The organism is Polaromonas sp. OV174, from assembly GCF_900112285.1.
In the GTDB taxonomy this organism is placed as follows: domain Bacteria; phylum Pseudomonadota; class Gammaproteobacteria; order Burkholderiales; family Burkholderiaceae_C; genus Polaromonas.
Genome location: NZ_FOKZ01000004.1, coordinates 94,788 through 118,044 on the forward strand (window position 1 = coordinate 94,788; position 23,257 = coordinate 118,044).

Here is a 23,257-nt window from a genome sequence, read left to right on the forward strand (position 1 = left end):
ATTCATCCGGCCTTGAAAAGACCATCGGGTTTCCACAGCAGGATTAGCGCCATGAGGATATAGATCAGCACGCCGGCGGCCTGCGGCAGGAACACCTTGCCAAAGGTATCGACAAAGCCGATCAGCAAGGCCGCCAGCAGCGCGCCGCGAATAGAGCCGATACCGCCAATCACGACGATGACGAAGCAGATGATCAGCACCGAGTCACCCATGCCCGGGTAGACCGAGGAGACGGGCGCGGCGACCATGCCGGCAAGCACCGCCACGCCCAGGCCGGCGGCGAACACCACGCGATAGAGGAACTTGATGTCAATGCCCAGCGACTGCACCATCTCGCGATTGGTGCTGCCGGCACGGATCATCATGCCCAGCCGGGTCCGGGTGAAAACCAGGTACATCCCCAACGCCAGCACGAGGCAGACGCCGGAGATGAAAAGCCGGTACACAGGGTAGGTCATCAGATCGCCCAGCGGCAAGGTGCCGGCCAGGAAATCGGGCGCTTGCACGCCATGCACTTCATCGCCAACCAGCAGGCTGCGCAGCTCCTCGAACACCAGAATCAAGCCGTAGGTCATCAAGACCTGCTGCAAATGCTCGCGTTCATAAAGAAAGCTGAAAAATGCCCACTCCAACACATAGCCCAATAGCACCGCCAGCACCACGCCCACCAGCAGCGTGGCAAAAAAGCCGCCACCCAGGGTGGCGGCAACGATGGGCGCCAGGGCAAAAGCCATATAGGCGCCAATCATGTAGAAGCTGCCATGCGCCAGGTTGATGACGCCCATGATGCCGAAGATCAGCGTCAGGCCGGAGGCGACCAGGAATAAAAGCAGCCCATATTGCAGTGCATTGAGGCACTGGATCAGGAAGACGGAAAGATCCATGAAGGAAGCCTTGTCCTTGGGTGGGTGATAGGAGCGGTGCGGTGAAGTAGCTGTGTTGGACTTACATCCGGCAGCCGCGGCCTGGATCGGTCAGGGACTTGCTGGCAATGCTGATCAGCTTGTTCTCCTTGCCCGAGACCTGGCGCAGGTAGATGTCCTGCACCGGGTTGTTGAACTTGGAAATCGTGAAAGGTCCGCGCGGGCTGTCGATCTTGGCCTTGTGCAGGGCGGCAGCAAACTCTGCCTTCTTGCTGGTGTCGCCTTTGACGGCCGTCAGGCCTATGCCCAGCATTTGCGCCGCATCGTAGCCCTGTACCGCGTACACATCGGGCTGCAGCTTGTAGTTCTTGGCATAGGCCAGGCGGAAGCTGTTATCGCGTGGCGTGCCCAGTGCGTCGGCATAGTGCAGCGTGGTCAACAGGCCTTCGGCGTCATTGCCCTGCGCTTCCAGCGTGCCGTCGGTGATGAAGCCTGCGCCGTACAGCGGAATGCTTTTCTTCAAGCCTGCAGCGGCATAGTCCTTGACGAACTTGACCGCACCGCCGCCGGCAAAAAAGGTATAGACGGCATCGGGCTTGGTGGCTGCAATTTCGGTCAGCAAGGCCTGGAACTCGACGTTGGGGAAGGGCACGCTGAGCTCTTTGACGACCTTGCCGCCGCCCTTTTCAAAGGCTTCCTTGAAGCCGCGCACCGACTCGTCGCCAGCGGCGTATTTCCAGGTGATGGTCACCACTTTTTTGTGGCCCTTCTTGGCGACCACTTCGCCCATGGCGTAGCCCGGCTGCCAGTTGGAGAATGAGCTGCGGAAGATGTTTGGCGCGCACATGGCGCCGGTCACGGCATCGGCGCCAGCGTTGGGAACGATCATCAGCGTACCGGTGTCCTTGGCCACCTTGGCCATCGCCATGGCAACGCCGGAATGCACCGTGCCTATCAGCACGTCCACGTTGTCGCGCTTGATCAGCTTGTTGACGTTATCTGTGGCCTTGGAGGGGTCGGACTCATCATCGACCTTGACGAATTCGATCTCCCGACCGCCCAGCTTGTTGCCCTGCTCGGCCACATACATACGGAAGCCATTTTCAATCGCCGTACCGAGCGACGCGTAGGTGCCGGTGTAGGGCAGCATCAGCCCGACCTTGAGCTTGGCCGGTGCTTGCGCGGAGGCGGCGCTGGCGCACAGGACGGCGGCGGCGGCGATCAGATGGAAGCGAATTTTTGTCATGGTTTGTCTCCTTGTCGTTGAATGAAAGCGGCGATGGCAGTGATCAACTGTTCGGGTTGATCGCGATGCGGGGAGTGACCGCAGGCGGTCAGCTCCAGCAACTCGGTTTGTGGCACCCGGCGCGCGATGCCGTGAATCTGCTCCAGTGTGCCGTATTCGTCGTCCAGTCCCTGCACCGCCAGCAGTGGGCAGCCGATGCTGCCAATCTCGTCCTGGATGGACCAGTGCTTGAAATCCGGCCTAAGCCAGATGTTATTCCAGCCCCAGAAGGCCGAATCTGGGTCGTCGTGGTGGCGCGCCAGGCGCTGCCGCAAGTCGGTTTCAAGATAGGCCGTGCGCGTTTTTTCAATGCTGCTGACGGACAGCTCTTCCACCAGGATGTGCGGCGCCAGTACCACCGCGCCGGCGATGTGCTGTGGATACCTGGCGGCGTACAGCAGCGTGATGGAGCCGCCGTCGCTGTGGCCCAGCAGCCAGGGGCGTTGTACCGCCGCATCAATGCCCAGCGCCGCCAGCAGGGCGGGCAGCACCTCATGGGCCTGGCGATGCATGAAATCCAGGTCCCAGGCATCTTCGGCTGTGCGTGGCGTCGAGCGGCCATAGCCGGGACGTGAATACACCAGTCCCTGACAAGCGGCAGCTTCGCATAGGCGTTGCGGGAAATCCCGCCACATCGTCACCGAGCCCAGACCTTCGTGCAAAAAGACGATCAGCGGTGCTGTCGCCCGGTCGCGGCCAATCCACTGGTATTCAATGCCGACCTTGCGACCGGCCCAGGCTATGTCTATCAGCGCCGTCTCCGGCTGCTGCGCCGCTTCCTTCATTTGGCTGCGCCGTCCAGGTCACGCAGCTTGAAGCGCTGGATCTTGCCGGTAGCGGTCTTGGGCAGTTCGGCCAGGAACTCTATGCTGCGCGGGTATTTATAGGGCGCCAGACGCTCCTTGACGAAGGCCTTGAGCTGGTCTTCGCTGACTTGCTGGCCAGACTTGAGCACCACATAGGCCTTGGTTTTGGTCAGGCCTTGGGTGTCAGGAATGCCAACGACAGCGGCTTCCAGCACTGCGGGGTGCTGGACCAGGGTGGCCTCGACCTCGAAGGGCGACACGTAAATGCCGCTGACCTTGAGCATGTCGTCGCTGCGGCCCGAATAGGTGTAGGTGCCGTCGGCGTTGCGAACGTATTTGTCGCCGCTTTTGGTCCAGGCGCCCTGAAAAGTCTCGCGCGATTTGATGCGGTTGCCCCAGTACATCAAGGCCGCGCTGGGTCCCTTGATATAGAGGTCGCCGGTATCGCCATCGGGCACGGCGCCGCCCTCATCGCTGCGCAGCTCAAGCTCATAGCCGGGCACGGGCCAGCCGGTGGTGCCGTAGCGCACTTTTCCGGGCAGGTTGGATAAAAAGATATGCAGCATCTCGGTCGAACCAATGCCGTCGATGATTTCGACGCCAAAGTGTGCCGTGAAGCGCTCACCCAGGTCGGCCGGCAAGGCTTCGCCGGCCGAAGACGCCAGGCGCAGGGAGACCTGGTTTTTCGCCGGCAAATCGGGCGAGGCCAGCATGCCGGCAAAGCCGGTGGGCGCACCAAAAAATACCGTGGGTTGATGGTCAATCCAGCGCTTGAAGGTGGCCGCCGGAGTGGGGCGCTCAGCCATCAACACCACGGTCGCGCCCACGCTGAGCGGAAAGCTCAGGCCATTGCCCAGGCCGTAGGCGAAGAACAGCTTGGCGGCGGAAAAGCATATGTCGCGCTCGCTAATGCCCAGTACCGGTTTGCCGTAGAGCTCGGCCGTCCAGTAGGGATTGGCATGCGTGTGCAGCGTGCCTTTGGGGCGGCCGGTGGAGCCCGACGAGTAGAGCCAGAAGCCCGGGTCATCGGGGCCGGTGGTGGCCGGTTGCGCCAGTGGAGCATGCTGAGCGATGAGGGTGTCCAGCGCCACGCTTGCTTCGGGTAATGCAGCCTCAGGGCGCGAAACGATGATGGTCCTGACTTCGTGGGCGGCTTTGGCCATGGCTTCTTGCAGCATGGGCAAGAGCGTGCCCGAGACCAGCACTGCTTGGGCGCGGCTGTGCTCCAGCATATAGGCATAGTCTTCACGCGTCAGCAGCGTGTTGACCGCCACCGGCACGATGCCGGCATACATGGCGCCCAGAAAGCTGACCGGCCAATCACTGCAGTCGTGCATTAGCAGCAGCACGCGTTCTTCGCGGCGCACGCCGGCGGCCAGCAGTCCCGCCGCCAGACGGCGTATGCGTTCGGCCAGCTGGCCGTAGTTCACGGTTCCTACATCATCGATATAGGCGGTTTTTTCGGGGCGCGCGAGGTTGCACTCGATCAGGTGCTGGGCGAAGTTGAAGGGCGCGCCGCTGATCGGCGTGTGGGGCGTGGTGCTCGATAGGGCGGTCATCTCGGTCTCCTGCTTTTCTATGGCTCAGACCGCTGTAGGGGGCTGTAAATGCGCCAGCACGGCAGTGCTGGCCTGCACCGCGCTGCGGCGGTGATAGAAATTCAGTGCGCGCACTCCGCCCAGCTCCTCACCGCCGCCCGCGCGGCCCGGACCGCCGTGCAGCGACTGGGGCATGACGTTGCCGTGGCCGGTCTGCAGCTGGGCGACGTCGGGAGAGATGACATGCACACGGCCGTGGCTGTCGGCCAGCTCCAGCGCGGTGGCCGACAGCGCGGCGGTATCGCTGCCGTAGAGCGAGGTCACCAGCGAGCCCTGGCCCCGACGTACCAGCGCCAGCGCATGGGCGGTATCGCGGTAAGGCACCAGCGTGGCCACGGGTCCAAACACTTCGGTGTCATGGATGCGATCGGCGCTATCGCTGCCAGCGGCGTTGCGCGTGCCCAGCAGCGTAGGCCCGACGCAGCAGGCCACGGCCGGGTCGGCGTCGACCAGGGCGTGGCTGCTGCCGTCATGCAGCACTTCCGCCTGCGCCGCCAGATGAGCCAGGCCTTCGCGCACCGCCGCCAGCTGGCTGCGGTTGACCAGGGCGCCCATGCGCACCGCTTCGTTGCGCGGGTTGCCCACCGTGGTCTTGGCCAGTCGCGCCGAAATCGCTTCGGCAGCCGCGGCATACAAGGCTTCGGGAACGAAAACGCGGCGTATGGCGGTGCATTTCTGGCCCGACTTGACCGTCATTTCGCGTGCCACTTCCTTGACCAGCAAGTCAAAAGCCGGGCTGCCCGCCGCCTCGCCCGGCAACAGCAGGGCGGAGTTCAGGCTGTCGGCCTCGATGTTGACGCGCACCGAGCGCTGCACCACGGCCGGATGCGAGCGAATCACCGCCGCCGTTTCGGCCGAGCCGGTGAAGGAAACCACATCAAAGGGCTGCAACTGGTCCATCAGTCCGGCCGAGCTGCCGCAAATGATGGACAGCGCGCCGGGCGGGAAAATGCCTGCATCGACCACGTCCTTGACCATGCGCTGCGTCAGCCAGGCCGTGGCCGTGGCGGGTTTGATGATGACCGGCACACCCGACAGCAGCGCCGGCGCGGCTTTTTCCCACAAGCCCCAGGCGGGGAAGTTGAAGGCATTGATGAAGAGAGCCACGCCGCGTGTCGGCGTGAGCACATGCTGCGACTGAAATAGCAACTCCTTGCCCAGCCGCGCCATGTCGCCGTCTGGCATGAAGCGGCGCTCGCCCAGCGAGTCGCCCAGCTTGGCATAGGTGCCCAGGGTGAAAAGGCCGCCGTCGATGTCCACGGCCGAATCGGTTTTCACGGTGCCGCTATTGGCGATGGCGATGTCGTAGTAGGCGTCGCGATTGGCCTGCAGCACCTTGAGCGCGGCGCTCAGCAGCGCGGCGCGCTCGCGGTAGTTCAGGGCGCGCAGAGCGGCGCCGCCCTGTTCACGGGCGAACTCAAAGCCGGCGGCCAAATCAAGCCCGGTGGCATCGACGCGCACCAGTTCGTTGCCCAGCACGGGGTCGAACAGCGGTGTGCCGGTGCCGGTGCCGGACTGCCAGCGGCCGCCCAGGTAGTTGGAAAGCAGTTCAGTCATTTGGAGTCGTTCCTGAAAAATTAGTGACGGGTAAATTCGATGCTGCCCTGGGGCAACAGGTAAAGCACCAGCGCGCGTCCGCCGGAAACGGTGGGCCGGTGTGCGCTGCCCGGTGGACACACCAGCCAGCCGGCGGGGCGACCATCAAATCTGGCCTCCTCGTCCAGCGGCATGATGAGGTCAATCTCGCCCTGAGGATGGGCGTGGTGTGGGCCGGCGATGTCCTTCATGTCCACCACATCGACCGAAAAGCCGTGCAGGTCGTCGGCCGGCTTGAAGATGCGGCCATAACGGATGCCGCCACCCTCGCGCTCGCACAACCAGCCCTCGGCGACGCCGGTCATGCAGGCCTGTTTAAGTTGCTGGAAAGTGGCGCTGGCGACGCCGTGCTCGGCATTGAGCCAGGCATCCAGCCCGGCATCCAGGGGGCGGCCGTCGAGTTGGGCCGTCAGTTGTGCGATCTGCTCGCGGAACTCGGTGGGTGACACGTAGCGTTCTCCGTATAGTGGTCAACTTGCCAATCCACATAATATGAATTATTGTGCGTGTATGAACCATAAAGCCTGAAAAACATCATGTCAAGCAATATATTGCATAAGTCAGGGTTAACACCCGATTCATTTGAGCTGGCGGAGCCGGACGCCACGGCGGTCGCAACGGCGCCGGCTGCGGGCCCGGAACCGGAGGAAAAAAACCCTTTTCTCGTCGCCCTGGGGGACCGGGTGCGGGCACTGCGTGCCCGGCGCGGCATCACGCGCAAGGCGGCGGCCATGGCGGCCGACGTGTCGGAGCGGCATTTGGCCAATCTGGAATACGGGGAAGGCAATGCCTCCATCCTGGTATTGCTACAGGTGGCCCGCGCCCTGCAATGCTCACTGGCCGAGCTGATTGGCGATGTGACGACCTCGACGCCCGAGTGGCTGTTGATTCGCGAGTTGCTGGAAGGCCGCGATGATGCGGCACTGCGGCGCGTACGCGTAACCATCGGCGAACTGCTGGGCACGGGCGGTAGCCATGCCGGCATCAATCCGCGGGTGGCGTTGATTGGCTTGCGCGGGGCGGGCAAGTCAAGCTTGGGCCATATGCTGGCCGAAGATCTTGGTTTTCCCTTTGTCGAGTTGAGCCGCGAAATCGAGAAGTTTGCCGGTTGTAGCGTGTCCGAAATCCAGGCGCTCTATGGCATGAATGCCTACCGGCGCTACGAGCGGCGCGCGCTCGAGGAGGCGATCCAGATTTACCCGGAGGCAGTGATAGCCACGCCTGGCGGCCTGGTGTCCGATCCGGCCACCTTTAACCAGTTGCTGTCGCACTGCACCACCGTCTGGCTGCAGGCCGATCCCGAAGACCATATGAAGCGAGTGCAGGCGCAGGGCGATTTGCGGCCCATGGCCGCCAGCAAGCAGGCCATGGAGGATCTCAAGGGCATTCTGGCTGGCCGTGCGGCCTTTTACTCGAAGGCGCAATACAAGATCAATACCAGTGGGCAGTCGCTTGAGTCGGCCTTCCAGGCCTTGCGCCAGACCGTACGGGAGGCGCTGCAGCTTCCGGCCTAAAACTTACAAAAAATGCACAAAAGTGCTTGATCGTTTGTATTGGTGTGCATTATTATGCGTGTGTTGAATTTCAATTAATGCAGTTTTATGCATCAACCGAGGACATCAAGCCATGACTACCGCCTCCCACGTCGACTACCAAACCGACCCTTCCCAATATAAGCACTGGAAACTCAGCTTCAATGGTCCGGTCGCCACGCTGGCGGTGGATATTGATGAAAACGCCGGTCTGCGTCCCGGCTACAAGCTCAAGCTCAACAGCTATGACCTCGGGGTTGACATCGAATTGAACGACGCCATCAGCCGCATCCGCTTCGAGCACCCCGAAGTTCGCACGGTGGTGGTGACCAGCGCGAAAGAAAAAGTGTTCTGCTCCGGCGCCAACATCTTCATGCTGGGCGTGAGCAGCCACTCCTGGAAAGTGAACTTCTGCAAGTTCACCAACGAGACCCGCAATGGTCTGGAAGACTCCTCGACATACAGCGGCCTGAAGTTCCTGGCCGCGGTCAATGGCGCTTGCGCCGGCGGCGGTTATGAACTGGCGCTGGCCTGCGATGAAATCATTCTGATTGACGACCGTTCCAGCGCCGTCAGCTTGCCTGAAGTGCCTTTGCTGGGCGTGTTGCCCGGCACCGGCGGCCTGACCCGCGTCACCGACAAGCGCCATGTGCGCCACGACCTGGCCGACCTGTTTTGCACCAGCGTCGAAGGCGTGCGCGGCCAGAAGGCCAAGGACTGGCGTCTGGTCGATGACATTGCCAAGGCGGTTGATTTTGCCCAGAAGGTGCAGACCCGGGCGCTTGAACTGGCCGAGCAAAGCGACCGTCCTGCCGACGGCAAGGGCGTGACGCTCACACCGCTGAATCGCGCGGTGGAGGCCGATGCGCTGCGCTACTCGCACGTCAGCGTAGAGATCGACCGGGCCAAGCGCACCGCCACCTGGACCATCAAGGCACCGTCGGGTGTGCAGCCTGCAGACGTCGCCGGTATTGAAGCGGCTGGGGCCGACTGGTTCCCTCTGGCCATGGCGCGCGAACTGGAAGACGCCATCTTGATGATGCGTACCAACGAACTGGAGATAGGCACCTGGCTGATCAAGACCGAAGGGGATGCCAGCGCCGTGCTGGCCATGGACGCCGTGCTGCTGGCCAACCAGACGCACTGGCTGGTGCGCGAAACCATAGGCCTGCTGCGCCGCACGCTGAGCCGCCTGGACCTGTCCTCGCGCAGCCTGTTTGCCTTGATTGAGCCAGGCTCCTGCTTTGTCGGTACTTATCTGGAACTGGCGCTGGCCTGCGATCGCAGCTACCACCTGGCGCTGCCCGATGACGAAGCCCGCGCGCCCAAAATTTCGGTGGCCGAGACCAACTTTGCCCTCTACCCCATGGTCACCGGCCAGAGTCGCCTGGGTCGCCGCTTTTATGACGAGCAGCCAGCACTGGAGGCGGTGCGCGCCAAGCTCGGCCAGGCGCTGGACGCCGATACCGCTTTTGCGATTGGCCTGGTCACCGCCAATCCCGACGACATCGACTGGGCCGACGAGGTGCGCATTGCCATCGAGGAGCGCGTGGCGATGTCGCCCGACGCCCTGACCGGCATGGAAGCCAACCTGCGCTTCAACGGCACGGAAAACATGTTCACCCGCATCTTTGGTCGGCTCACCGCCTGGCAGAACTGGATCTTCCAGCGTCCCAATGCCGTGGGTGAGAAGGGCGCGCTCAAGGTCTACGGCAAGGGTGAAAAGTCCCAGTTCGACTGGAACCGCGTCTAACAATTTTCGTTGTGCGGCGCGATCCGGGTGGCGCGCCGCAACCGAAATCTTTCCCCCGAATCCGCCTCGTTTTTTGGAGATCAAGATGTCCAGCATTAATTACAGCGAAAAAATTCCCAACAACGTCAATCTGAGCGACGACCGCACCTTGCAGCGCGCGCTTGAGCAATGGCAGCCCAACTTCATCAACTGGTGGGACGACGTCGGCCCCGAAGGCTCGACCAACTTTGACGTCTATCTGCGCACCGCCATCAGCGTCGATCCGAACGGCTGGGCCCAGTTTGGCCATGTCAAGATGCGCGACTACCGCTGGGGCATCTTCCTGAACCCGGGCGAGGCCGACCGCAATATTCACTTCGGCGACCACAAGGGTGAGAAGGCCTGGCAGGACGTTCCCGGCGAGCACCGTGCCAATCTGCGCCGCATCATCGTGACCCAGGGCGACACCGAGCCGGCCTCGGTCGAGCAGCAGCGCCACCTGGGCCTGACAGCGCCCAGCATGTACGACCTGCGCAACCTGTTCCAGATCAACGTCGAAGAAGGCCGCCACCTGTGGGCCATGGTCTACCTGCTGCACAAGCACTTTGGCCGCGACGGCCGCGACGAGGCCGAGGGTCTGCTGGAGCGGCGCAGCGGCGACGCCAACAATCCGCGGATCCTGGGGGCCTTCAATGAAGCCACGCCGGACTGGCTGAGCTTTTTCATGTTCACCTACTTCACCGACCGCGACGGCAAGTTCCAGCTCTGCGCGCTGGCCGAAAGCGCGTTTGACCCGCTGGCCCGCACCACCAAGTTCATGCTGACCGAAGAAGCGCATCACATGTTCGTCGGTGAAAGTGGCATTTCACGCGTCATCCAGCGCACCACGCAGAAGATGAACGAGCTGAAGACCGACGACGTGGGCAAGCTGCGTGCCGCCGGCGTGATCGACCTGCCGACCATACAGCGCTATATCAACTTCCACTACAGCGTCACCATTGACCTGTTTGGCGCCGACGAGTCAAGCAACGCGGCCATCTTCTACAGCTCGGGCCTGAAGGGCCGCTACGAAGAAGGCAAGCGTGTCGATGACCATGTGCTCAAGGGCCAGACCTACAAGGTGCTGGAAGCTCGCGGCGACCAGCTGGTCGAAAAAGAAGTGCCCATGCTCAACGCGCTCAATGAAGTGCTGCGCGACGACTACATCAAGGACTCGGTGTCCGGTGTCGAGCGCTGGAACAAGGTGCTGGACAAGGCCGGCATTCCGGTTCGTTTGCGGGTGCCGCACAAGGCTTTCCACCGCAACATCGGTGCGCTGTCAGGCGTCAAGGTGTCGCCCGATGGCCGCGTGGTGTCCGAAGCCGAATGGCTGGCTTCGAAGGACCAGTGGCTGCCAAGCAGCGAAGACCGCGCCTACGTCGCCAGCCTGATGGGCCGCGTGGTCGAGCCGGGCAAGTTTGCCAACTGGATTGCGCCGCCTGTCATGGGCATCAACCGCCAGCCGGTGGACTTTGAGTACGTGCGCTTCAATTGATGACCCCCACGCTTGTCGCTTCGCGTACTGCGCTGCCCCCGAGGGGGCTGGCCTTGCTTGGGGCGGCCCGTCGCTGCGGCCGCTGGCCAAGTGCGGCGACCGGGCGCTTTACGCCACTGGGCTAGAACGATAAATTAGGGCGTAGCTCGCGCTTAGATTTGCGCTTCAAGCCGACTACTGGAGACCGCCATGGACATGACCGAAATACACGTTATCAAGCAGCACCTGATTGATCCGGAAATCTGCATACGCTGCAACACCTGCGAATCGGTTTGCCCGACCGGGGCGATCACGCACGACTCGATGAACTACGTCGTCAACGCCGAGACCTGCAACCTCTGCATGGCCTGCATCTCGCCTTGCCCGACCGGCTCCATCGACAACTGGCGCACCATGCTCAAGGCCAAGGCCTACACGATAGAAGAGCAGTTCGGCTGGGACACGTTGCCCGCCGAGGTGCCGCTGCCCGAGGGCGTTGAACTCAATGAAGGCGCTCAAGCGCCAGCGCCGCAGCCGGTGCCGGCGACGCAGCTCGAGTCGGGCGAGGTGCCCTTCGTCTCGTCGGCCTGGGGCGCGACCTTGCCGCCCTGGTCGGCGGCCCATGCTTATATCAATCTGTACGGCCCCAAGACCGGCCCGACCAGCGCGACGGTGACCGGCAACTTCCGCGTCACCGAAGTCGGTAGCGACTACGACACCCATCACGTCGTGCTGGATTTCGGCAGCATGCCCTTTCCCTTGCTGGAGGGCCAATCCATAGGTATTTTGCCGCCCGGCCTGGACGCCAACGGCAAGCCGCATTACGCGCGCCAGTATTCGGTGGCCAGTCCGCGCAATGGTGAGCGGCCCGGCTACAACAATGTGTCTCTGACGATCAAGCGCGTGCTCGAAGACCATCAGGGCAATCCGGTGCGCGGCGTCGGCTCCAACTACATGTGCGACCTGCAGGTGGGCGATGTGGTGCAGGTGATAGGCCCGTTTGGCAGCAGCTTTCTGATGCCCAACCACCCGCGCTCCAACATCGTGATGATCTGCACCGGCACCGGCAGCGCGCCCATGCGCGCCATGACCGAATGGCGGCGTCGGCTGCGCGCCTCGGGCAAGTTCGAAGGCGGCAAGCTGATGCTGTTTTTCGGCGCCCGCACCAAGGAAGAGCTGCCTTACTTCGGCCCGCTGCAAAGCCTGCCCAAGGACTTCATTGACATCAATTTCGCCTTCTCACGCACGCCAGGCGCGCCCAAGCGCTATGTGCAGGATGTGATGCGCGAGCGCGCCGCCGACATTGCCAAACTGCTGGCCGATGCCGACACCTGCTTTTATGTGTGCGGCCTGAAAAGCATGGAAGAGGGCGTGGTGCTGGCCCTGCGCGATGTGGCCCAACAGGCCGGGCTGGACTGGGACACGCTGGGCGCCGCGCTCAAGCAAGAAGGCCGGCTGCATCTGGAGACCTATTGATGAGCGAATTGCAAACCCTGAGCGTGCTGCGCCGCGCCAATGGTATGGCGCAGGTAACCATGGCCCGCCCGGCGGTGTTCAATGCCTTCGATGAGCTGATGATTGCCGAGCTCGATGCCGTCTTTGCCCAACTGGCTAGCGACCCGGCGGTGCGAGTGATCGTGCTGGCTGGCGAAGGCCGTCATTTCAGCGCCGGCGCCGACCTGCAGTGGATGCAGCGCGCCAGCACCGCTTCGCGCGAATGGAATCTGGCCGATGCGCGCCGCTTTGCCGACATGCTGTCGCGCATAGAAAACTGCCCCAAGCCCACCGTGGCGCGGGTGCAGGGCGCGGCTCTGGGCGGCGGCGTTGGCCTGGCCTGCGTCTGCGACATCGCCATCGCCTCTGACCAAGCAACCTTTGCGGTCAGCGAGGCCAAGTTCGGCATTTTGCCCGCGGTCATAGGCCCTTACCTGACCAATGCGGTTGGCAAGCGGCAGGCCAAGCGCCTGGCGCTGACGACCAGTCGCATCAACGCCGACCAGGCGCTGGCCATGGGCCTGGTGCAGCAGGTGGTGGCGCTTGACGGCCTGGATGCGGCGGTCGATGCAACTGTCGCGGAATTGCTGATCGCAGGGCCGCAGGCGCAGCGTGAAATCAAGGCGCTGTATGCCCAGTTCGATGTCGGCAGCGTCACGCCCGAAGTGCGTGAGCTGACCGCCCAGACCATCAGCCGCGTACGCGGCACCGAGGAGGCACGCGAGGGCTTTGCCGCTTTCCTGGGCAAGCGGGCCGCCAGCTGGATCGCCCCATGACGGGCGGTCAGCTGAACGGCGTGACTGTGCTGGTGGTCGGCGCCGGCATCATGGGGGTAGGCATTGCGCAGGTGGCGGCGCAAGCCGGACATGCCGTGATGCTGTATGACCTGCGTGAAGGCGCGGCCGGCGAGGCCAAGACCCGGCTTGCCAGCAGTCTGAATGCGCTGGTTTTGAAGGGCAAGCTGGGCGCCGACGCCGTGGCACAAACACTGGCGCGGATTGAGCCGATTGACGCGCTGCAAGCCGCCGCTTCGGCCGGCCTGGTGGTCGAAGCCATTGTTGAAAAGCTCGATGCCAAGCGCACGCTGTTCCAGCGGCTCGAGGCCGTGGTTGCCGCCGACTGCGTCTTGGCGACCAACACCTCGTCGATCTCGGTGACGGCCATTGCCAACGGCCTGCAGCATCCGGCGCGTCTGGTCGGCATGCATTTTTTTAATCCGGTGCCGCTGATGAAGCTGGTCGAGGTGGTGTCCGGCCTGCAGACCGATCCGGTCGTGGCGCAGGCGATTTTTGAGCTGTCCCAGGCCTGGGGCAAAGTGCCGGTCCATGCGCGCTCCACGCCCGGCTTTATCGTTAACCGCATCGCCAGGCCTTTTTATGCCGAAACGCTGGCGCTGTTGCAGGAGCGGGCTGCTCAGCCGGCGCTGCTCGATGTTTGTCTGCGTGCGGCGGGCTTTCGCATGGGGCCGTGTGAGCTGATAGACCTGATTGGCCAGGACACCAATTTCTCGGTGACCAGCTCGGTGTATGAGGCCAATTTTTATGACAAGCGCTTTGTGCCCTCGCTGGTGCAGCGCGAGCTGGTCGATGGCGGCCTGCTGGGCCGCAAATCGGGGCGCGGTTTTTATGACTACACGGCAGGCGCCGCGTCGGTAGCGCTACCGGCTTTTGAAGCGCTGGAGCTTGGGGCTACGCCACCGCTGACCACCGCCTTGTGCGTGGCGGGCCGGGGCGCCGTCGCCGAGCGACTGGCGTCCAGGCTGGTTTCGGCCGGCTGCGCCTTCGAGCGTGATGCCGATGCCGACTGGATAGGCCTGAGCGCGGATGGCGCCCAGTTGCGCCTGACCGACGGCCGGCCGGCATCGCAGATTGGCGCGCAGGTGGCGGTGTTTGACTGGCCCCTGGCCCAGCAAGGCGGCGCGGCGTTGGCCTGGGCGGCGTCCTCCGGCGCATCGCCAGCCTGGCTGGCCTTGGCGCCTCAGTGGCTGCGGGTTTTGGGCTTTAGCCCCAGGCAAGTGGCCGATACGCCCGCGCTGGTGGTGGCCAGAACGCTTGCCATGCTGATCAACGAGGCGGCGGATGCCGTGCTGCAGGGGGTATGCAGCCAGGATGGCGCTGATGCCGCCATGAAGCTGGGCGTCAACTATCCGGCTGGGCCTTTTGAGTGGCTGCAGGACTGGAAGCGCGGGGCGGTGATAGCGGTGCTGGACGCGCTGGATGCGCATTACCGCGGTGAGCGCTATCGCGTCAGCCCCTGGTTGCGTCAACGAACCTGGACGGAGGACGGGACATGAGCCGACGAATCGATTTGGCACTGAATCTGCACGTGGAGATTGGCGAAGACGGCGTGGCCGAGCTGATCTTTGGCCCCGAGGGCGGCATGCCTGCCACCGATGCGCAGGGCCACGCGGCACTGGGCACGGTCTGGGCGCAGCTGGCGGCCGAACCCGGGGTGCGCTGCATTCTGGTTCGCAGCCTGGGCAAGGGCTTTTGCGCCGGCGGCACGCCCGAGGTGGTGCAAAGCATGCTGGACAGCCAATCGGCGCGGCTGCGCGTGATGCGTGAAGGGCGCGCCATTGTGCAGGGCATGATGGATTGCGACCTGCCCATCGTCTCGGCCATCAACGGCGCAGCCGTGGGCGCCGGGGCCGCTGTGGCCTTGCTGGCCGATGTGTCCATCGCCGGCCAGCGCGCCAAGATCATTGACGGTCATACCAAGATAGGCGTGGCGGCGGGCGACCATGCCGCCATCATCTGGCCGCTGCTGTGCGGCATGGCCAAGGCCAAATACCACTTGCTGATGTGCACGGCCATAGACGGCACCGAGGCCGAGCGCATTGGCCTGGTAAGCCTGGCCTTGCCCGATGAGCAACTGCTGGACAAGGCCCGCGAGGTGGCCCGCACCCTGGCGGCCGGCAGTCCCAGCGCACTGGCCTTTACCAAGCGCAGCCTGAACCACTGGCTGCGTGCCGCCTGGCCCGCATTCGAGCATTCTCTGGCGCTGGAGATTCTCGGTTTCGCCGGTGCCGACGCGCGCGAAGGCTTTGCCGCCATCCAGGAAAGGCGAGCACCCAAGTTTGAGCAAAGCTAGCGCGGTCATTGCTGGCTATGAAATTTGCGGATTTTCACCCCCGGGCTGTTGATAGAAGCCGGACCCTATGCGCTCACGCAAGCCGAGGTCTTGCAGTTTGCCAAGGCCTATGACCCGCAATGGTTTCACACCGATGCGCAGGCTGCTGCTGGCGGGCCCTTTGGCGGCCTGATTGCCAGCGGCTGGCACACCTGCGGCATCGCCATGCGGCTGGTGGCCGATGCCGCGCTGCAAGGCTCGGAGTCCTATGCCTCGCCCGGCCTGGCCTACGTCCGCTGGCCGCATCCGGTTCGTCCTGGCGATGATTTGAGCCTGCGCGCCACGGTGCTGGAGACCAGGGTCTCGCGCAGCAAGCCCACGCTGGGCATTTTGCGCTGGCGCTGGCAGCTGTTTAACGCTGGTGGTGCCGAAGTGCTGGACCTGGAAGCCACCAGCCTGTTTGAGTTGAAGCTCAGTTAATTTCAACGGGTCTGGCCCGTGATCCGCAGAACCAGCCGGGGAGCGTCTAAGAGGCGTTGAATGCTACCAATTCAATAGCTTCTTGCGCATGACTGGAAAGGGCTGGAGGCCTAAATGATGCTGAAAAGGTGGCATGCGGCTGGCACCGATGTCTCCAGGCCTATGGCACCAGGACGTCGCGCAGTGATGCGGTCAACCGGCTCCAATATGAACGCTTGCGTGTAGTGCGCACTCACTTGCTTTGTCGACATTCCCTGACTCTTTGTCGCGATTTCTTACAGAACAAGCAAGCCCTTTCTCAAGGGAAAGTTCGGTTTGGCGGCCTGCGCTGGAAAGTAGCCGAGCCAGCCATGTCGGATTTTCTTACAGTGAGAAGATAAAAAACATTTGTAACTTAATAGATTATTGTTTTTAAAGAAGAAATTTGCATTGGCTCAGTATTGGCTAACGATGTGTTTCCATGTAACTAAAGGAAATTCATGTTCAAAAAAATCATTCTCGGACTTGGAGTCGTCTTTTTGATGACAACGCACGCGGCGCGCGCTGAGCTGGTCTCGAATGGGGGCTTCGAGAGCGGCAGTTTCTCTTCCTGGACCCAGTTTGGCAACACAACGTTCGACGGCGTATCGGGTGGTGCAGTGGCGCATTCGGGCACTTCTGGCGGATTTTTTGGGTCCATCGGGGGGACTAGCGGAATTTATCAAGCCTTGACGACCGTCGCGGGCTCGATTTACCAGTACAGTTTTTGGCTTGACGCTGATGGGGGAACGCCCAGCTCGTTCTCGGCCACTGCCGACGGTATGTCGCTGGTGTCGCAGGTCAACCCAGGCAACGGCCCCTATACCTTGTACAGCGGCATTTTTACGGCGTTGGACGCTTCAACCGAACTCAGATTTGCCTTCAGGAATGTTCCTGGATTCTTTCATTTCGATGATGTCTCTGTGAATGCCGTCAATGCCGTCCCTGAGCCAGGTTCCCTGGTCCTGTTGGGTCTGGGCTTGGCTGCTATCGCGGTCGCTCGCAGGCGCAAGTCAGCCTGATTCCTCGCCTGGATCACTCGCAACCCGGCTGTGGCCGGGTTTTTCGTTTCTGGCAGGAGTAGGAGGGGTGGGGCACTGGACTGCCATGCGCACCCTGTCGGGCTGGCGTGGTATGTTGGGTTTTCCAAAGCCTATCTTGTGAGGGATGTGACATGAAACGACGTGTATTGAATGGGGCGCTGATAGCCATGGTCGGTCTGCTGGCGGCCTGCGCCGCGCCATCAGGTAGTTCTGGCAACGCTGGCAAACCGGCGGTGGCCGCCACGCTGCGGGTCAGCGGAACGGTCAGCTATCTGCAGCGCATGGCCTTGGGCCCCGATGCCGAGATCATCGTGCAGCTACTCGATGTCTCGCGCGCCGATGCCAGGGCCATGGTGCTGGCCGAGCAGCGCTTTAGCCAGCGCCAGGTACCCGTGGCGTTTGACCTGCAGGTCGAGGCCGGAAAGATCGACCCGCGCATGCGCTACAGCGTGTCGGCGCGCATTCTGCAGGGCGGCAAGCTGATCTTCATCAGCGACACGGCCTATCCGGTGCTGACCCAGGGAAATCCAAACCATGTGGACATGGTGCTGCGCATGGTGGCGCAGCCCTGAGTCCTTGAGTAATTGATAACAGCCCGCCAGGCGGACTCCCGGCTTACTCCAGCAGCTCCAGCAGGGCGCGCGCCACTACCTTGGTGGCGCGCCGCAAGTCCTCCAGCAGCAGATGCTCATCGGCGCGCTTGGCGTTGGACTCGAGCACGCTGCGCGGCCCGGCACCGTAGATGACGGCGGGAATGCCGGCGGCGCCGAACAGGCGCACGTCGGTGTACAGCGGCGTGCCCGAGGTCGGTATGCTTTCACCGAAGATAGCCTCGCCGTGTTTTTGCAGGGCCTGCACCAGCGGCGCATTGCGCGCATCCGGCTTCCAGGCCTGCGCCATCAACAGGCGCTTGATCTCTACCTTGATGCCAGGCATGGTGGCGGCCGCCTCGGCGATGACGCGGCGCACATCGGCCTCGACCTCCACCGGGTTCTCCTCGGGGATCATGCGGCGGTCCAGCTTGAGCACCACCTTGCCCGGCACCACATTGGTATTGGTCCCGCCCTCGATGCGGCCAACGTTGAGATAGGGGTGGGTGATGCCCGCCACCTTGGAGCTGACGGACTTGTAGCGCTGGTTCTGCTGGTACAGGGCGTTGAGTATGGCGGTGGCGCCCTGCAGCGCATCGATGCCACTGTCGGGGATGGCGGCATGCGCCATCTTGCCGTGCACCGTCACCTCCATCTGCAGGCAGCCGTTGTGCGCCGTCACCACCTGGTAGCTGAAGCCGGCGGCAATCAGGTAGTCGGCCTGAATCAGTTTTTTGGCCAGCAGCCAGCCGGGGCCGAGTTCGCCGCCAAACTCCTCGTCATAGGTGAAGATCAGCTCTATGCCGCCCTTGAGCGGCAGGCCCAGCGCCTCCAGCGCGCGCACGGCAAAGGTGTAGGTGGCGAAGTCGCTCTTGTTGACGGCGGCGGCACGGCCATAAAGCTTGCCGTCCACCACGTCGCCGCCATAGGGTTCATGCGTCCAGCCCTCGCCGGGCGGCACCACGTCGCCATGGGCGTTGAGGGCAATGATCTTGCCTTCGCCGTACTGGCGCCGCACGATCAGGTTGGTGATGGACTCCAGGCCCCAGGCCTTTACCTCCTGGTCGGGTACGGCGTGTTGTTCGGCCTCGAAACCGAAAGCCTTGAGCAGTTCGGCGGTGCGCTCGGCGTGCGGCGCGTTGTTGCCCGGTGGCGTGTCGGTGGGGACGCGCACCAGCTGCTGCAGAAACTGCACTTGCTCGTCAAAGTGCGCGTCTATCCAGCTGTCAAGGGCGGTGAAATGAAACGTTGTGGTCATGGCTGTTCCGTGGCAATTTTTTCAAGAAGATTCTGGAAGGCGAGCACGCACAGTTCGGCGTCGTCGTTGGTGATGGCTTCCAGTGGGTTGTGGCTGATGCCGGCGTTCAGGCCGCGCATGAAGAGCATGGCCTGCGGCATGATTTCGTGCAGCTTCATGGCATCGTGGCCGGCGCCGCTGGGCATGCGGTAGGCCGGCAAGCCCAGGGATGCCACGGCGCGCTCCCAGCGCTGCTGCCAGTCGGGGGCGCTGGGGGCGGCGGCGGCGCGCATGGTTTCTTCGAGCCGGTAGTGCAAGCCACGCCGCTGGCAGATGGCTTGCAGCTCACTGAGGATGTCGGCGGCGCAGGCGTCGCGCGCCTCGTCGGTGGTAGCGCGTATGTCCAGGCTGAATTTGCAGCGCCCGGGCACCACGTTGATGGAGCCGTTGGGCACTTCCAGCATGCCCATGGTGGCGACCAGATGGGCCATGGAACTGCCGCGCTTTTCCAGGTAAAGCGCCAGTTCGGCGGCGGCCGTGGCGGCATCGCGGCGCCGGTCCATGGGCGTGGTGCCTGCGTGGCTGGCCATGCCCAGGATTTCACCGAGATAACGCACGCTGCCGTTGATGGAAGTTACGACGCCCAGCGGCAGGTCGAGCTCGTTGAGCACCGGACCCTGCTCGATGTGCACCTCGACAAAACCGAGGTAGCGGGCCGGGTCGCGCTCTAGCTTGGGAATGTCGTCCAGGCACAGGCCGGCATGCTGCATGGCCGCGCGCATGGTGACGCCCTCCGCATCCTTTTGGTCTAGCCAGGCCGGGTCGAAATGGCCGGTCAGGGCGCCCGAGCCTAGGAACACCGCCTTGTAGCGCTGGCCCTCCTCTTCGGCGAAGCCGACGACTTCGATGCCATAGGGCAGCCGCCTGCCCTGGCGGTGCAGTTCCCGCACACAGGCCATGGGCACCAAGATGCCCAGGCGGCCGTCGTACTTGCCGCCGTTGCGTACCGTGTCGTAGTGCGAGCCGGTCAGCAAACGCCTGGCTTGTGGGTCGCTGCCGTGGTAAATGCCGACGACGTTGCCGACGGCGTCTATGAACACTTCATCAAAGCCGCAGTCCTCGCGCATCCAGTGCGACAGACGCTGGGCGCAGGCGCGGTGCGCGTCTGTCAGGTAGGTCACGGTGAGTTCGCCGCGCTCGGCGTAACCGGGATCGCTGTGGACGGCCAGGCGCTCCGACCAGTCCCATACCAGGTTGCCTAGATCTGGCGTCTGGCCCAGCTTGTCGTTGAGGCGAATTTCCGCGATGCGGTGAATGTTGCGCAGGCATTCGGCCAGCTCAAAGTCGGGATGCTGGTCCAGCCGACGCGCAAAGGTGGCGATGATCTCGGCCTTGCTCAAGCCCAGGCCGCGCGGGCCGCGCACCGCGAGTATGAAAGGGAAGTCGAATTTGGCCTTGTAGTCGGCGTTGAGTTGCTGGATCTGCGCGAACTCCGCAGGCGTGCAGTCGCTCAGACCAGCCTGGCCTTGTTCCTGGCTCGATTCCGCCGTGAGCATTTTTCTGACCATGGCCTTGCCCGCGAGTTCGGGGTGGGCGCGTATCAGGGCCAGTTGCGCTGGTCGGCCGGCATCACGCACCACCTCTACCAGCGCCAGCTTGAGCTGCGCCAGGCTGGTGAAGGGGCGCTTGGCCCAGGCCCGCTCGGCAATCCAGGGCGAATGTTCATAGGTGCCGTCCAGCAGCGCGACGAATTCGGCCGGCGCGGCGGCGTTGAGTTGTGGCAGCGAGATCATTTGGCTGGCCAGACGAAGGCCGTTTCCGCGTTGAAGGGATGGGCCTGTTTCCAGTGGCGCGCGATGTCTATGCGCCGGGTGACCCAGACGCGGTCGTGTTGCTCGATATGGTCCAGAAAGCGCTGCAGCGCGCGCATGCGGCCGGGGCGACCAAGCAGCCGGCAGTGCATGCCAATACTCAGCATGGACGGCCGCTCTTGGCCTTCGGCATAAAGCACGTCGAAGCTGTCGCGCAGGTAGGTAAAAAAGTCGTCGCCCTGCGAAAACCCCTGGGGTAAGGCGAAGCGCATGTCGTTGCTGTCCAGCGTGTAAGGCACGACCAGCTGCGGCGCCAGCGAGCCGTCGGTTTTTTCCACCTGCAGCCAGAAGGGCAGGTCATCGCCGTAGTAGTCGCTGTCGTATTCAAAGCCGCCGTAATCGGCCACCAGCCGGCGCGTGTTGGGGCTGTCGCGGCCGGTGTACCAGCCCAGCGGCCGTTCGCCGGTGAGGCGCTCTATGGCCGCCATGCCTAGCGCCATGTGCTCGCGCTCGGTGGCCTCGGCCATGGCTTGATAGTTGATCCAGCGCCAGCCGTGGCAGGCGATTTCGTGGCCCAGTTCCTTAAAGGCCGCGGTGATTTCCGGGCAGCGCTGCAGCGCCATGCCGACGCCGAAAACGGTGAGCGGCAGGCCGCGCTTTTCAAACTCGCGCAGCAGCCGCCAGACGCCGACGCGCGAGCCGTATTCGTAAATGCCTTCCATGCTCAGGTGACGCTCGGGGTAGGCCGGGGGGGTGAACATTTCCGATAGAAACTGCTCGCTGCCGGCGTCGCCATGCAGCACCGAGTTCTCGCCGCCTTCCTCGTAGTTGAGAACGAATTGCACCGCAATGCGCGCCCGGTCCGGCCAGTTGGCGTGGGGCGGGTTGCGGCCGTAGCCTTTCAGGTCGCGGGGGTAGCTTGGGCTCATGCTGTTTGGGCTTTCGAAAAAGGGCATCAGCGCCCAAAGGGATCAAGCGCGATGCATCAGGAGGCTGTCTGTATACTTCAATGTATACATTCGCGCCGAAAAATGCAAGTGGCGCTGCCCGCTTCTGCCAGCTATCCTGCGTTTCATCTGAAAGGATTTTCCATGGGCCATCTCAGCACGCATGTGCTCGACACCATGAATGGTTGCCCGGCCGCCGGCATGCGGGTGACGCTGCAGCGCATCACCGATGCGGGCGTCGAAACGCTCAAGGACATCGTGCTGAACCAGGATGGCCGCAACCCGGACGGCCCGCTGCTGGACGCGGCGGCGATGGCGGCCGGCCGCTACCGGCTGCTGTTCCAGGTCGGGGCCTATTTCCGCGGCCGTGGCCTGGCGCTGCCCGAGCCGGTCTTTATGGATACGGTGCCGGTTGACTTCGGCATGGCGGACGCCGCCGGTCACTACCATGTGCCGCTGCTGGTCAGTCCCTGGGCTTATTCAACCTACCGCGGCTCGTGAGCGACCAAGCGCCAGGCCTGCTTATGCTTTTACGCGGTTGACCAGCACGATGCCGGCGGCCACCGTGGCCAGTGCCGCCAGCAGGCCTGGCGTGACGCTTTCACCCAGCCACAGCGTGCCAAACAGCAGCGCAAACAGCGGCGTGAAAAATACAAACACCGAAAGCCGGGTGGCGGGATAGCGCCCCAGCAGCCACATCCAGGCCAGGTAGCTGGCAAACGCGCCAATCACGGTTTGCAGCAGCAGCGAGCCAAGGGCAAAGGGGCTGAATTGCCAGACCCAGACTTCGCCCAGGCCCAGGGACAGGGCCGGAAATATCAGGGCGCTGACGGCCAGTTGGTAAAACAGCAATTTTTCCGCCGAGATCCGGCTCAGCCCCGAGGCGCGAATCACCACCGTGGTGAGTCCCCACAGCAGGCCCGCCAGCAGGCCCAGCAGATCGCCGCGCGCGGTCAATGCCGCGCCGCCGGCAAAGCCTTCACGCAGGGCAAACACCACCGCTACAAAGGCGCCCAACAGCCCCAGCCACTGCAGGCCGCGCAGTCGCTCGGACTTGACCCACAAGGGCACCAGCAGCGCCACCCAGAACGGCGAGGTGTACAAAAACACCGTCAGCCGCGAGGCCGTGGTGTATTGCAGCCCCAGGTAAATACAGGCGAATTCCGCGCCGAACAGCGCGCCCGCCAGCAGGCCGGCGCTCAGGGAGCCGTCGCGGCTGAACAGGGGAATACGCCGCCAGGCACACCACAGCCAGAGCAGCGCCGTGGCCCCCAGCAAGCGCAGCGAGGCCTGGAATAGCGGCGGTATTTCGGCAATCGTGGCCTTGATCAGCACCTGCTGCAGGCCCCAGAACAGGCAGCAGCCCAGCAGCAGGGACATGGCGAAGCTGTCGAGATCGGTTTTGCGTGTGCTCATGAATTCAAGGCTTGGGACATGGCGGCTTTCCCCTGCGACATTAGGCATTCAATTGCATTGGTGATTAAGCATAGAACTGCACAATCGTTCAGGAAAATGGTTTGAAGACGCGGTTTTTGCCGTCAGGTGGCGGATCCTTTTAATCATTGGATTGCAGCTTTCACTGATATTAAGAAAACCGTTGCAGTTTGTGTGCCCCCTGCCGCCGAAAGTTTCTCACATCCGGA

The 23,257-nt window shown here is 63.1% G+C and carries 20 protein-coding genes and 1 pseudogene; 11 read left to right on the forward strand and 10 right to left on the reverse strand.

Annotation, left to right across the window (positions count from 1 at the left end; all coding sequences use genetic code 11):
* Positions 1 to 2 precede the first annotated feature (2 nt).
* From BM160_RS05180 to BM160_RS05205, 6 genes are all read right to left on the reverse strand, one after another.
* Positions 3 to 884, reverse strand: a complete 882-nt coding sequence (locus BM160_RS05180) for a branched-chain amino acid ABC transporter permease (protein WP_092001609.1) — start codon at positions 882 to 884, stop codon at positions 3 to 5.
* 61 nt (positions 885 to 945) lie between these two features.
* Positions 946 to 2,109 carry an ABC transporter substrate-binding protein gene (locus tag BM160_RS05185; RefSeq protein ID WP_092001612.1) on the reverse strand — a complete coding sequence of 388 codons (1,164 nt, stop codon included), beginning with the start codon at positions 2,107 to 2,109 and terminating at the stop codon, positions 946 to 948.
* Positions 2,106 to 2,933 (reverse strand): alpha/beta fold hydrolase, encoded by an 828-nt coding sequence (locus BM160_RS05190; RefSeq protein ID WP_092001616.1) that lies wholly within the window; start codon positions 2,931 to 2,933, stop codon positions 2,106 to 2,108. The genes BM160_RS05185 and BM160_RS05190 overlap by 4 nt, the downstream gene beginning before the upstream one ends.
* Positions 2,930 to 4,513 (reverse strand): benzoate-CoA ligase family protein, encoded by a 1,584-nt coding sequence (locus tag BM160_RS05195; RefSeq protein ID WP_092001619.1) that lies wholly within the window; start codon positions 4,511 to 4,513, stop codon positions 2,930 to 2,932. Before BM160_RS05195 ends, BM160_RS05190 begins: the two co-directional genes overlap by 4 nt.
* A 24-nt stretch (positions 4,514 to 4,537) precedes the next feature.
* The gene (locus tag BM160_RS05200) at positions 4,538 to 6,109 is read right to left on the reverse strand and encodes a 3,4-dehydroadipyl-CoA semialdehyde dehydrogenase (protein ID WP_092001621.1); all 1,572 of its coding nucleotides are present in this window, start codon (positions 6,107 to 6,109) and stop codon (positions 4,538 to 4,540) included.
* 20 nt (positions 6,110 to 6,129) lie between these two features.
* Positions 6,130 to 6,597 carry a DUF4863 family protein gene (locus BM160_RS05205; RefSeq protein ID WP_092001624.1) on the reverse strand — a complete coding sequence of 156 codons (468 nt, stop codon included), beginning with the start codon at positions 6,595 to 6,597 and terminating at the stop codon, positions 6,130 to 6,132.
* 87 nt (positions 6,598 to 6,684) lie between these two features.
* Between BM160_RS05205 and BM160_RS05210 the strand changes: the two genes are divergently transcribed.
* From BM160_RS05210 to BM160_RS05255, 10 genes and pseudogenes are all read left to right on the forward strand, one after another.
* Complete coding sequence (locus BM160_RS05210; RefSeq protein WP_092001627.1) at positions 6,685 to 7,662, forward strand: helix-turn-helix transcriptional regulator; 978 nt, start codon at positions 6,685 to 6,687, stop codon at positions 7,660 to 7,662.
* A gap of 112 nt (positions 7,663 to 7,774) precedes the next feature.
* Positions 7,775 to 9,433 carry a 2,3-epoxybenzoyl-CoA dihydrolase gene (gene boxC / locus BM160_RS05215; RefSeq protein WP_092001629.1) on the forward strand — a complete coding sequence of 553 codons (1,659 nt, stop codon included), beginning with the start codon at positions 7,775 to 7,777 and terminating at the stop codon, positions 9,431 to 9,433.
* A gap of 85 nt (positions 9,434 to 9,518) precedes the next feature.
* Positions 9,519 to 10,946 carry a benzoyl-CoA 2,3-epoxidase subunit BoxB gene (gene boxB / locus BM160_RS05220; protein WP_092001632.1) on the forward strand — a complete coding sequence of 476 codons (1,428 nt, stop codon included), beginning with the start codon at positions 9,519 to 9,521 and terminating at the stop codon, positions 10,944 to 10,946.
* Positions 10,947 to 11,135: 189 nt separating this feature from the next.
* Entirely contained in the window at positions 11,136 to 12,401 is a 1,266-nt protein-coding gene (gene boxA, locus BM160_RS05225; RefSeq protein ID WP_092001635.1) for a benzoyl-CoA 2,3-epoxidase subunit BoxA, read from the forward strand.
* Positions 12,401 to 13,195, forward strand: a complete 795-nt coding sequence (locus BM160_RS05230) for an enoyl-CoA hydratase-related protein (protein ID WP_092001638.1) — start codon at positions 12,401 to 12,403, stop codon at positions 13,193 to 13,195. Before boxA ends, BM160_RS05230 begins: the two co-directional genes overlap by 1 nt.
* Entirely contained in the window at positions 13,192 to 14,712 is a 1,521-nt protein-coding gene (locus BM160_RS05235) for a 3-hydroxyacyl-CoA dehydrogenase (protein ID WP_092001641.1), read from the forward strand. Before BM160_RS05230 ends, BM160_RS05235 begins: the two co-directional genes overlap by 4 nt.
* A complete protein-coding gene (locus BM160_RS05240) occupies positions 14,709 to 15,509 on the forward strand; it encodes an enoyl-CoA hydratase/isomerase family protein (RefSeq protein WP_092001644.1) in 801 nt (266 codons plus the stop codon). Before BM160_RS05235 ends, BM160_RS05240 begins: the two co-directional genes overlap by 4 nt.
* Positions 15,510 to 15,526: 17 nt before the next feature.
* Positions 15,527 to 15,968: pseudogene (locus BM160_RS05245) on the forward strand (MaoC family dehydratase).
* A 479-nt stretch (positions 15,969 to 16,447) separates the two neighbouring features.
* Positions 16,448 to 17,008 (forward strand): PEP-CTERM sorting domain-containing protein, encoded by a 561-nt coding sequence (locus tag BM160_RS05250; RefSeq protein WP_092001646.1) that lies wholly within the window; start codon positions 16,448 to 16,450, stop codon positions 17,006 to 17,008.
* Positions 17,009 to 17,160: 152 nt separating this feature from the next.
* On the forward strand, positions 17,161 to 17,601 hold the full coding sequence (locus BM160_RS05255) for a YbaY family lipoprotein (protein ID WP_255368651.1): 441 nt from the start codon (positions 17,161 to 17,163) through the stop codon (positions 17,599 to 17,601).
* 43 nt (positions 17,602 to 17,644) lie between these two features.
* Here the strand turns inward: BM160_RS05255 and BM160_RS05260 are convergent, their stop codons facing one another.
* From BM160_RS05260 to puuE, 3 genes are read right to left on the reverse strand one after another with little or no spacing between them, the layout of a single operon-like run.
* Positions 17,645 to 18,877 carry a M20 family metallopeptidase gene (locus BM160_RS05260; protein ID WP_092001649.1) on the reverse strand — a complete coding sequence of 411 codons (1,233 nt, stop codon included), beginning with the start codon at positions 18,875 to 18,877 and terminating at the stop codon, positions 17,645 to 17,647.
* Positions 18,874 to 20,649, reverse strand: a complete 1,776-nt coding sequence (uraD, locus tag BM160_RS05265) for a 2-oxo-4-hydroxy-4-carboxy-5-ureidoimidazoline decarboxylase (protein WP_092001651.1) — start codon at positions 20,647 to 20,649, stop codon at positions 18,874 to 18,876. The genes BM160_RS05260 and uraD overlap by 4 nt, the downstream gene beginning before the upstream one ends.
* The gene (gene puuE / locus BM160_RS05270; RefSeq protein WP_092002059.1) at positions 20,646 to 21,596 is read right to left on the reverse strand and encodes an allantoinase PuuE; all 951 of its coding nucleotides are present in this window, start codon (positions 21,594 to 21,596) and stop codon (positions 20,646 to 20,648) included. Before puuE ends, uraD begins: the two co-directional genes overlap by 4 nt.
* 162 nt (positions 21,597 to 21,758) lie before the next feature.
* Here puuE and uraH point away from each other — a divergent pair, with 162 nt between their 5' ends.
* Positions 21,759 to 22,115: a hydroxyisourate hydrolase gene (gene uraH, locus BM160_RS05275; RefSeq protein ID WP_092002062.1), complete on the forward strand. Its 357-nt coding sequence runs from the start codon at positions 21,759 to 21,761 to the stop codon at positions 22,113 to 22,115.
* 21 nt (positions 22,116 to 22,136) lie between these two features.
* Here uraH and BM160_RS05280 read toward each other — a convergent pair whose 3' ends face one another.
* Entirely contained in the window at positions 22,137 to 23,030 is an 894-nt protein-coding gene (locus BM160_RS05280) for a DMT family transporter (protein WP_092001654.1), read from the reverse strand.
* Positions 23,031 to 23,257 lie beyond the last annotated feature (227 nt).

What these genes read in the sequence shown, in the direction of transcription:
- BM160_RS05185 (WP_092001612.1), bottom strand. Translation starts at nt 2,109, where the DNA reads ATGACAAAAATTCGCTTCCATCTGATCGCCGCCGCCGCCGTCCTGTGC.
- BM160_RS05240 (WP_092001644.1), top strand. Translation starts at nt 14,709, where the DNA reads ATGAGCCGACGAATCGATTTGGCACTGAATCTGCACGTGGAGATTGGC.
- BM160_RS05190 (WP_092001616.1), bottom strand. Translation starts at nt 2,933, where the DNA reads ATGAAGGAAGCGGCGCAGCAGCCGGAGACGGCGCTGATAGACATAGCC.
- uraD (WP_092001651.1), bottom strand. Translation starts at nt 20,649, where the DNA reads ATGATCTCGCTGCCACAACTCAACGCCGCCGCGCCGGCCGAATTCGTC.
- boxC (WP_092001629.1), top strand. Translation starts at nt 7,775, where the DNA reads ATGACTACCGCCTCCCACGTCGACTACCAAACCGACCCTTCCCAATAT.
- BM160_RS05180 (WP_092001609.1), bottom strand. Translation starts at nt 884, where the DNA reads ATGGATCTTTCCGTCTTCCTGATCCAGTGCCTCAATGCACTGCAATAT.
- BM160_RS05195 (WP_092001619.1), bottom strand. Translation starts at nt 4,513, where the DNA reads ATGACCGCCCTATCGAGCACCACGCCCCACACGCCGATCAGCGGCGCG.
- uraH (WP_092002062.1), top strand. Translation starts at nt 21,759, where the DNA reads ATGGGCCATCTCAGCACGCATGTGCTCGACACCATGAATGGTTGCCCG.
- puuE (WP_092002059.1), bottom strand. Translation starts at nt 21,596, where the DNA reads ATGAGCCCAAGCTACCCCCGCGACCTGAAAGGCTACGGCCGCAACCCG.
- BM160_RS05260 (WP_092001649.1), bottom strand. Translation starts at nt 18,877, where the DNA reads ATGACCACAACGTTTCATTTCACCGCCCTTGACAGCTGGATAGACGCG.
- BM160_RS05255 (WP_255368651.1), top strand. Translation starts at nt 17,161, where the DNA reads ATGAAACGACGTGTATTGAATGGGGCGCTGATAGCCATGGTCGGTCTG.
- boxA (WP_092001635.1), top strand. Translation starts at nt 11,136, where the DNA reads ATGGACATGACCGAAATACACGTTATCAAGCAGCACCTGATTGATCCG.
- BM160_RS05235 (WP_092001641.1), top strand. Translation starts at nt 13,192, where the DNA reads ATGACGGGCGGTCAGCTGAACGGCGTGACTGTGCTGGTGGTCGGCGCC.
- BM160_RS05200 (WP_092001621.1), bottom strand. Translation starts at nt 6,109, where the DNA reads ATGACTGAACTGCTTTCCAACTACCTGGGCGGCCGCTGGCAGTCCGGC.
- BM160_RS05230 (WP_092001638.1), top strand. Translation starts at nt 12,401, where the DNA reads ATGAGCGAATTGCAAACCCTGAGCGTGCTGCGCCGCGCCAATGGTATG.
- BM160_RS05280 (WP_092001654.1), bottom strand. Translation starts at nt 23,030, where the DNA reads ATGAGCACACGCAAAACCGATCTCGACAGCTTCGCCATGTCCCTGCTG.
- boxB (WP_092001632.1), top strand. Translation starts at nt 9,519, where the DNA reads ATGTCCAGCATTAATTACAGCGAAAAAATTCCCAACAACGTCAATCTG.
- BM160_RS05250 (WP_092001646.1), top strand. Translation starts at nt 16,448, where the DNA reads ATGTTCAAAAAAATCATTCTCGGACTTGGAGTCGTCTTTTTGATGACA.
- BM160_RS05210 (WP_092001627.1), top strand. Translation starts at nt 6,685, where the DNA reads ATGTCAAGCAATATATTGCATAAGTCAGGGTTAACACCCGATTCATTT.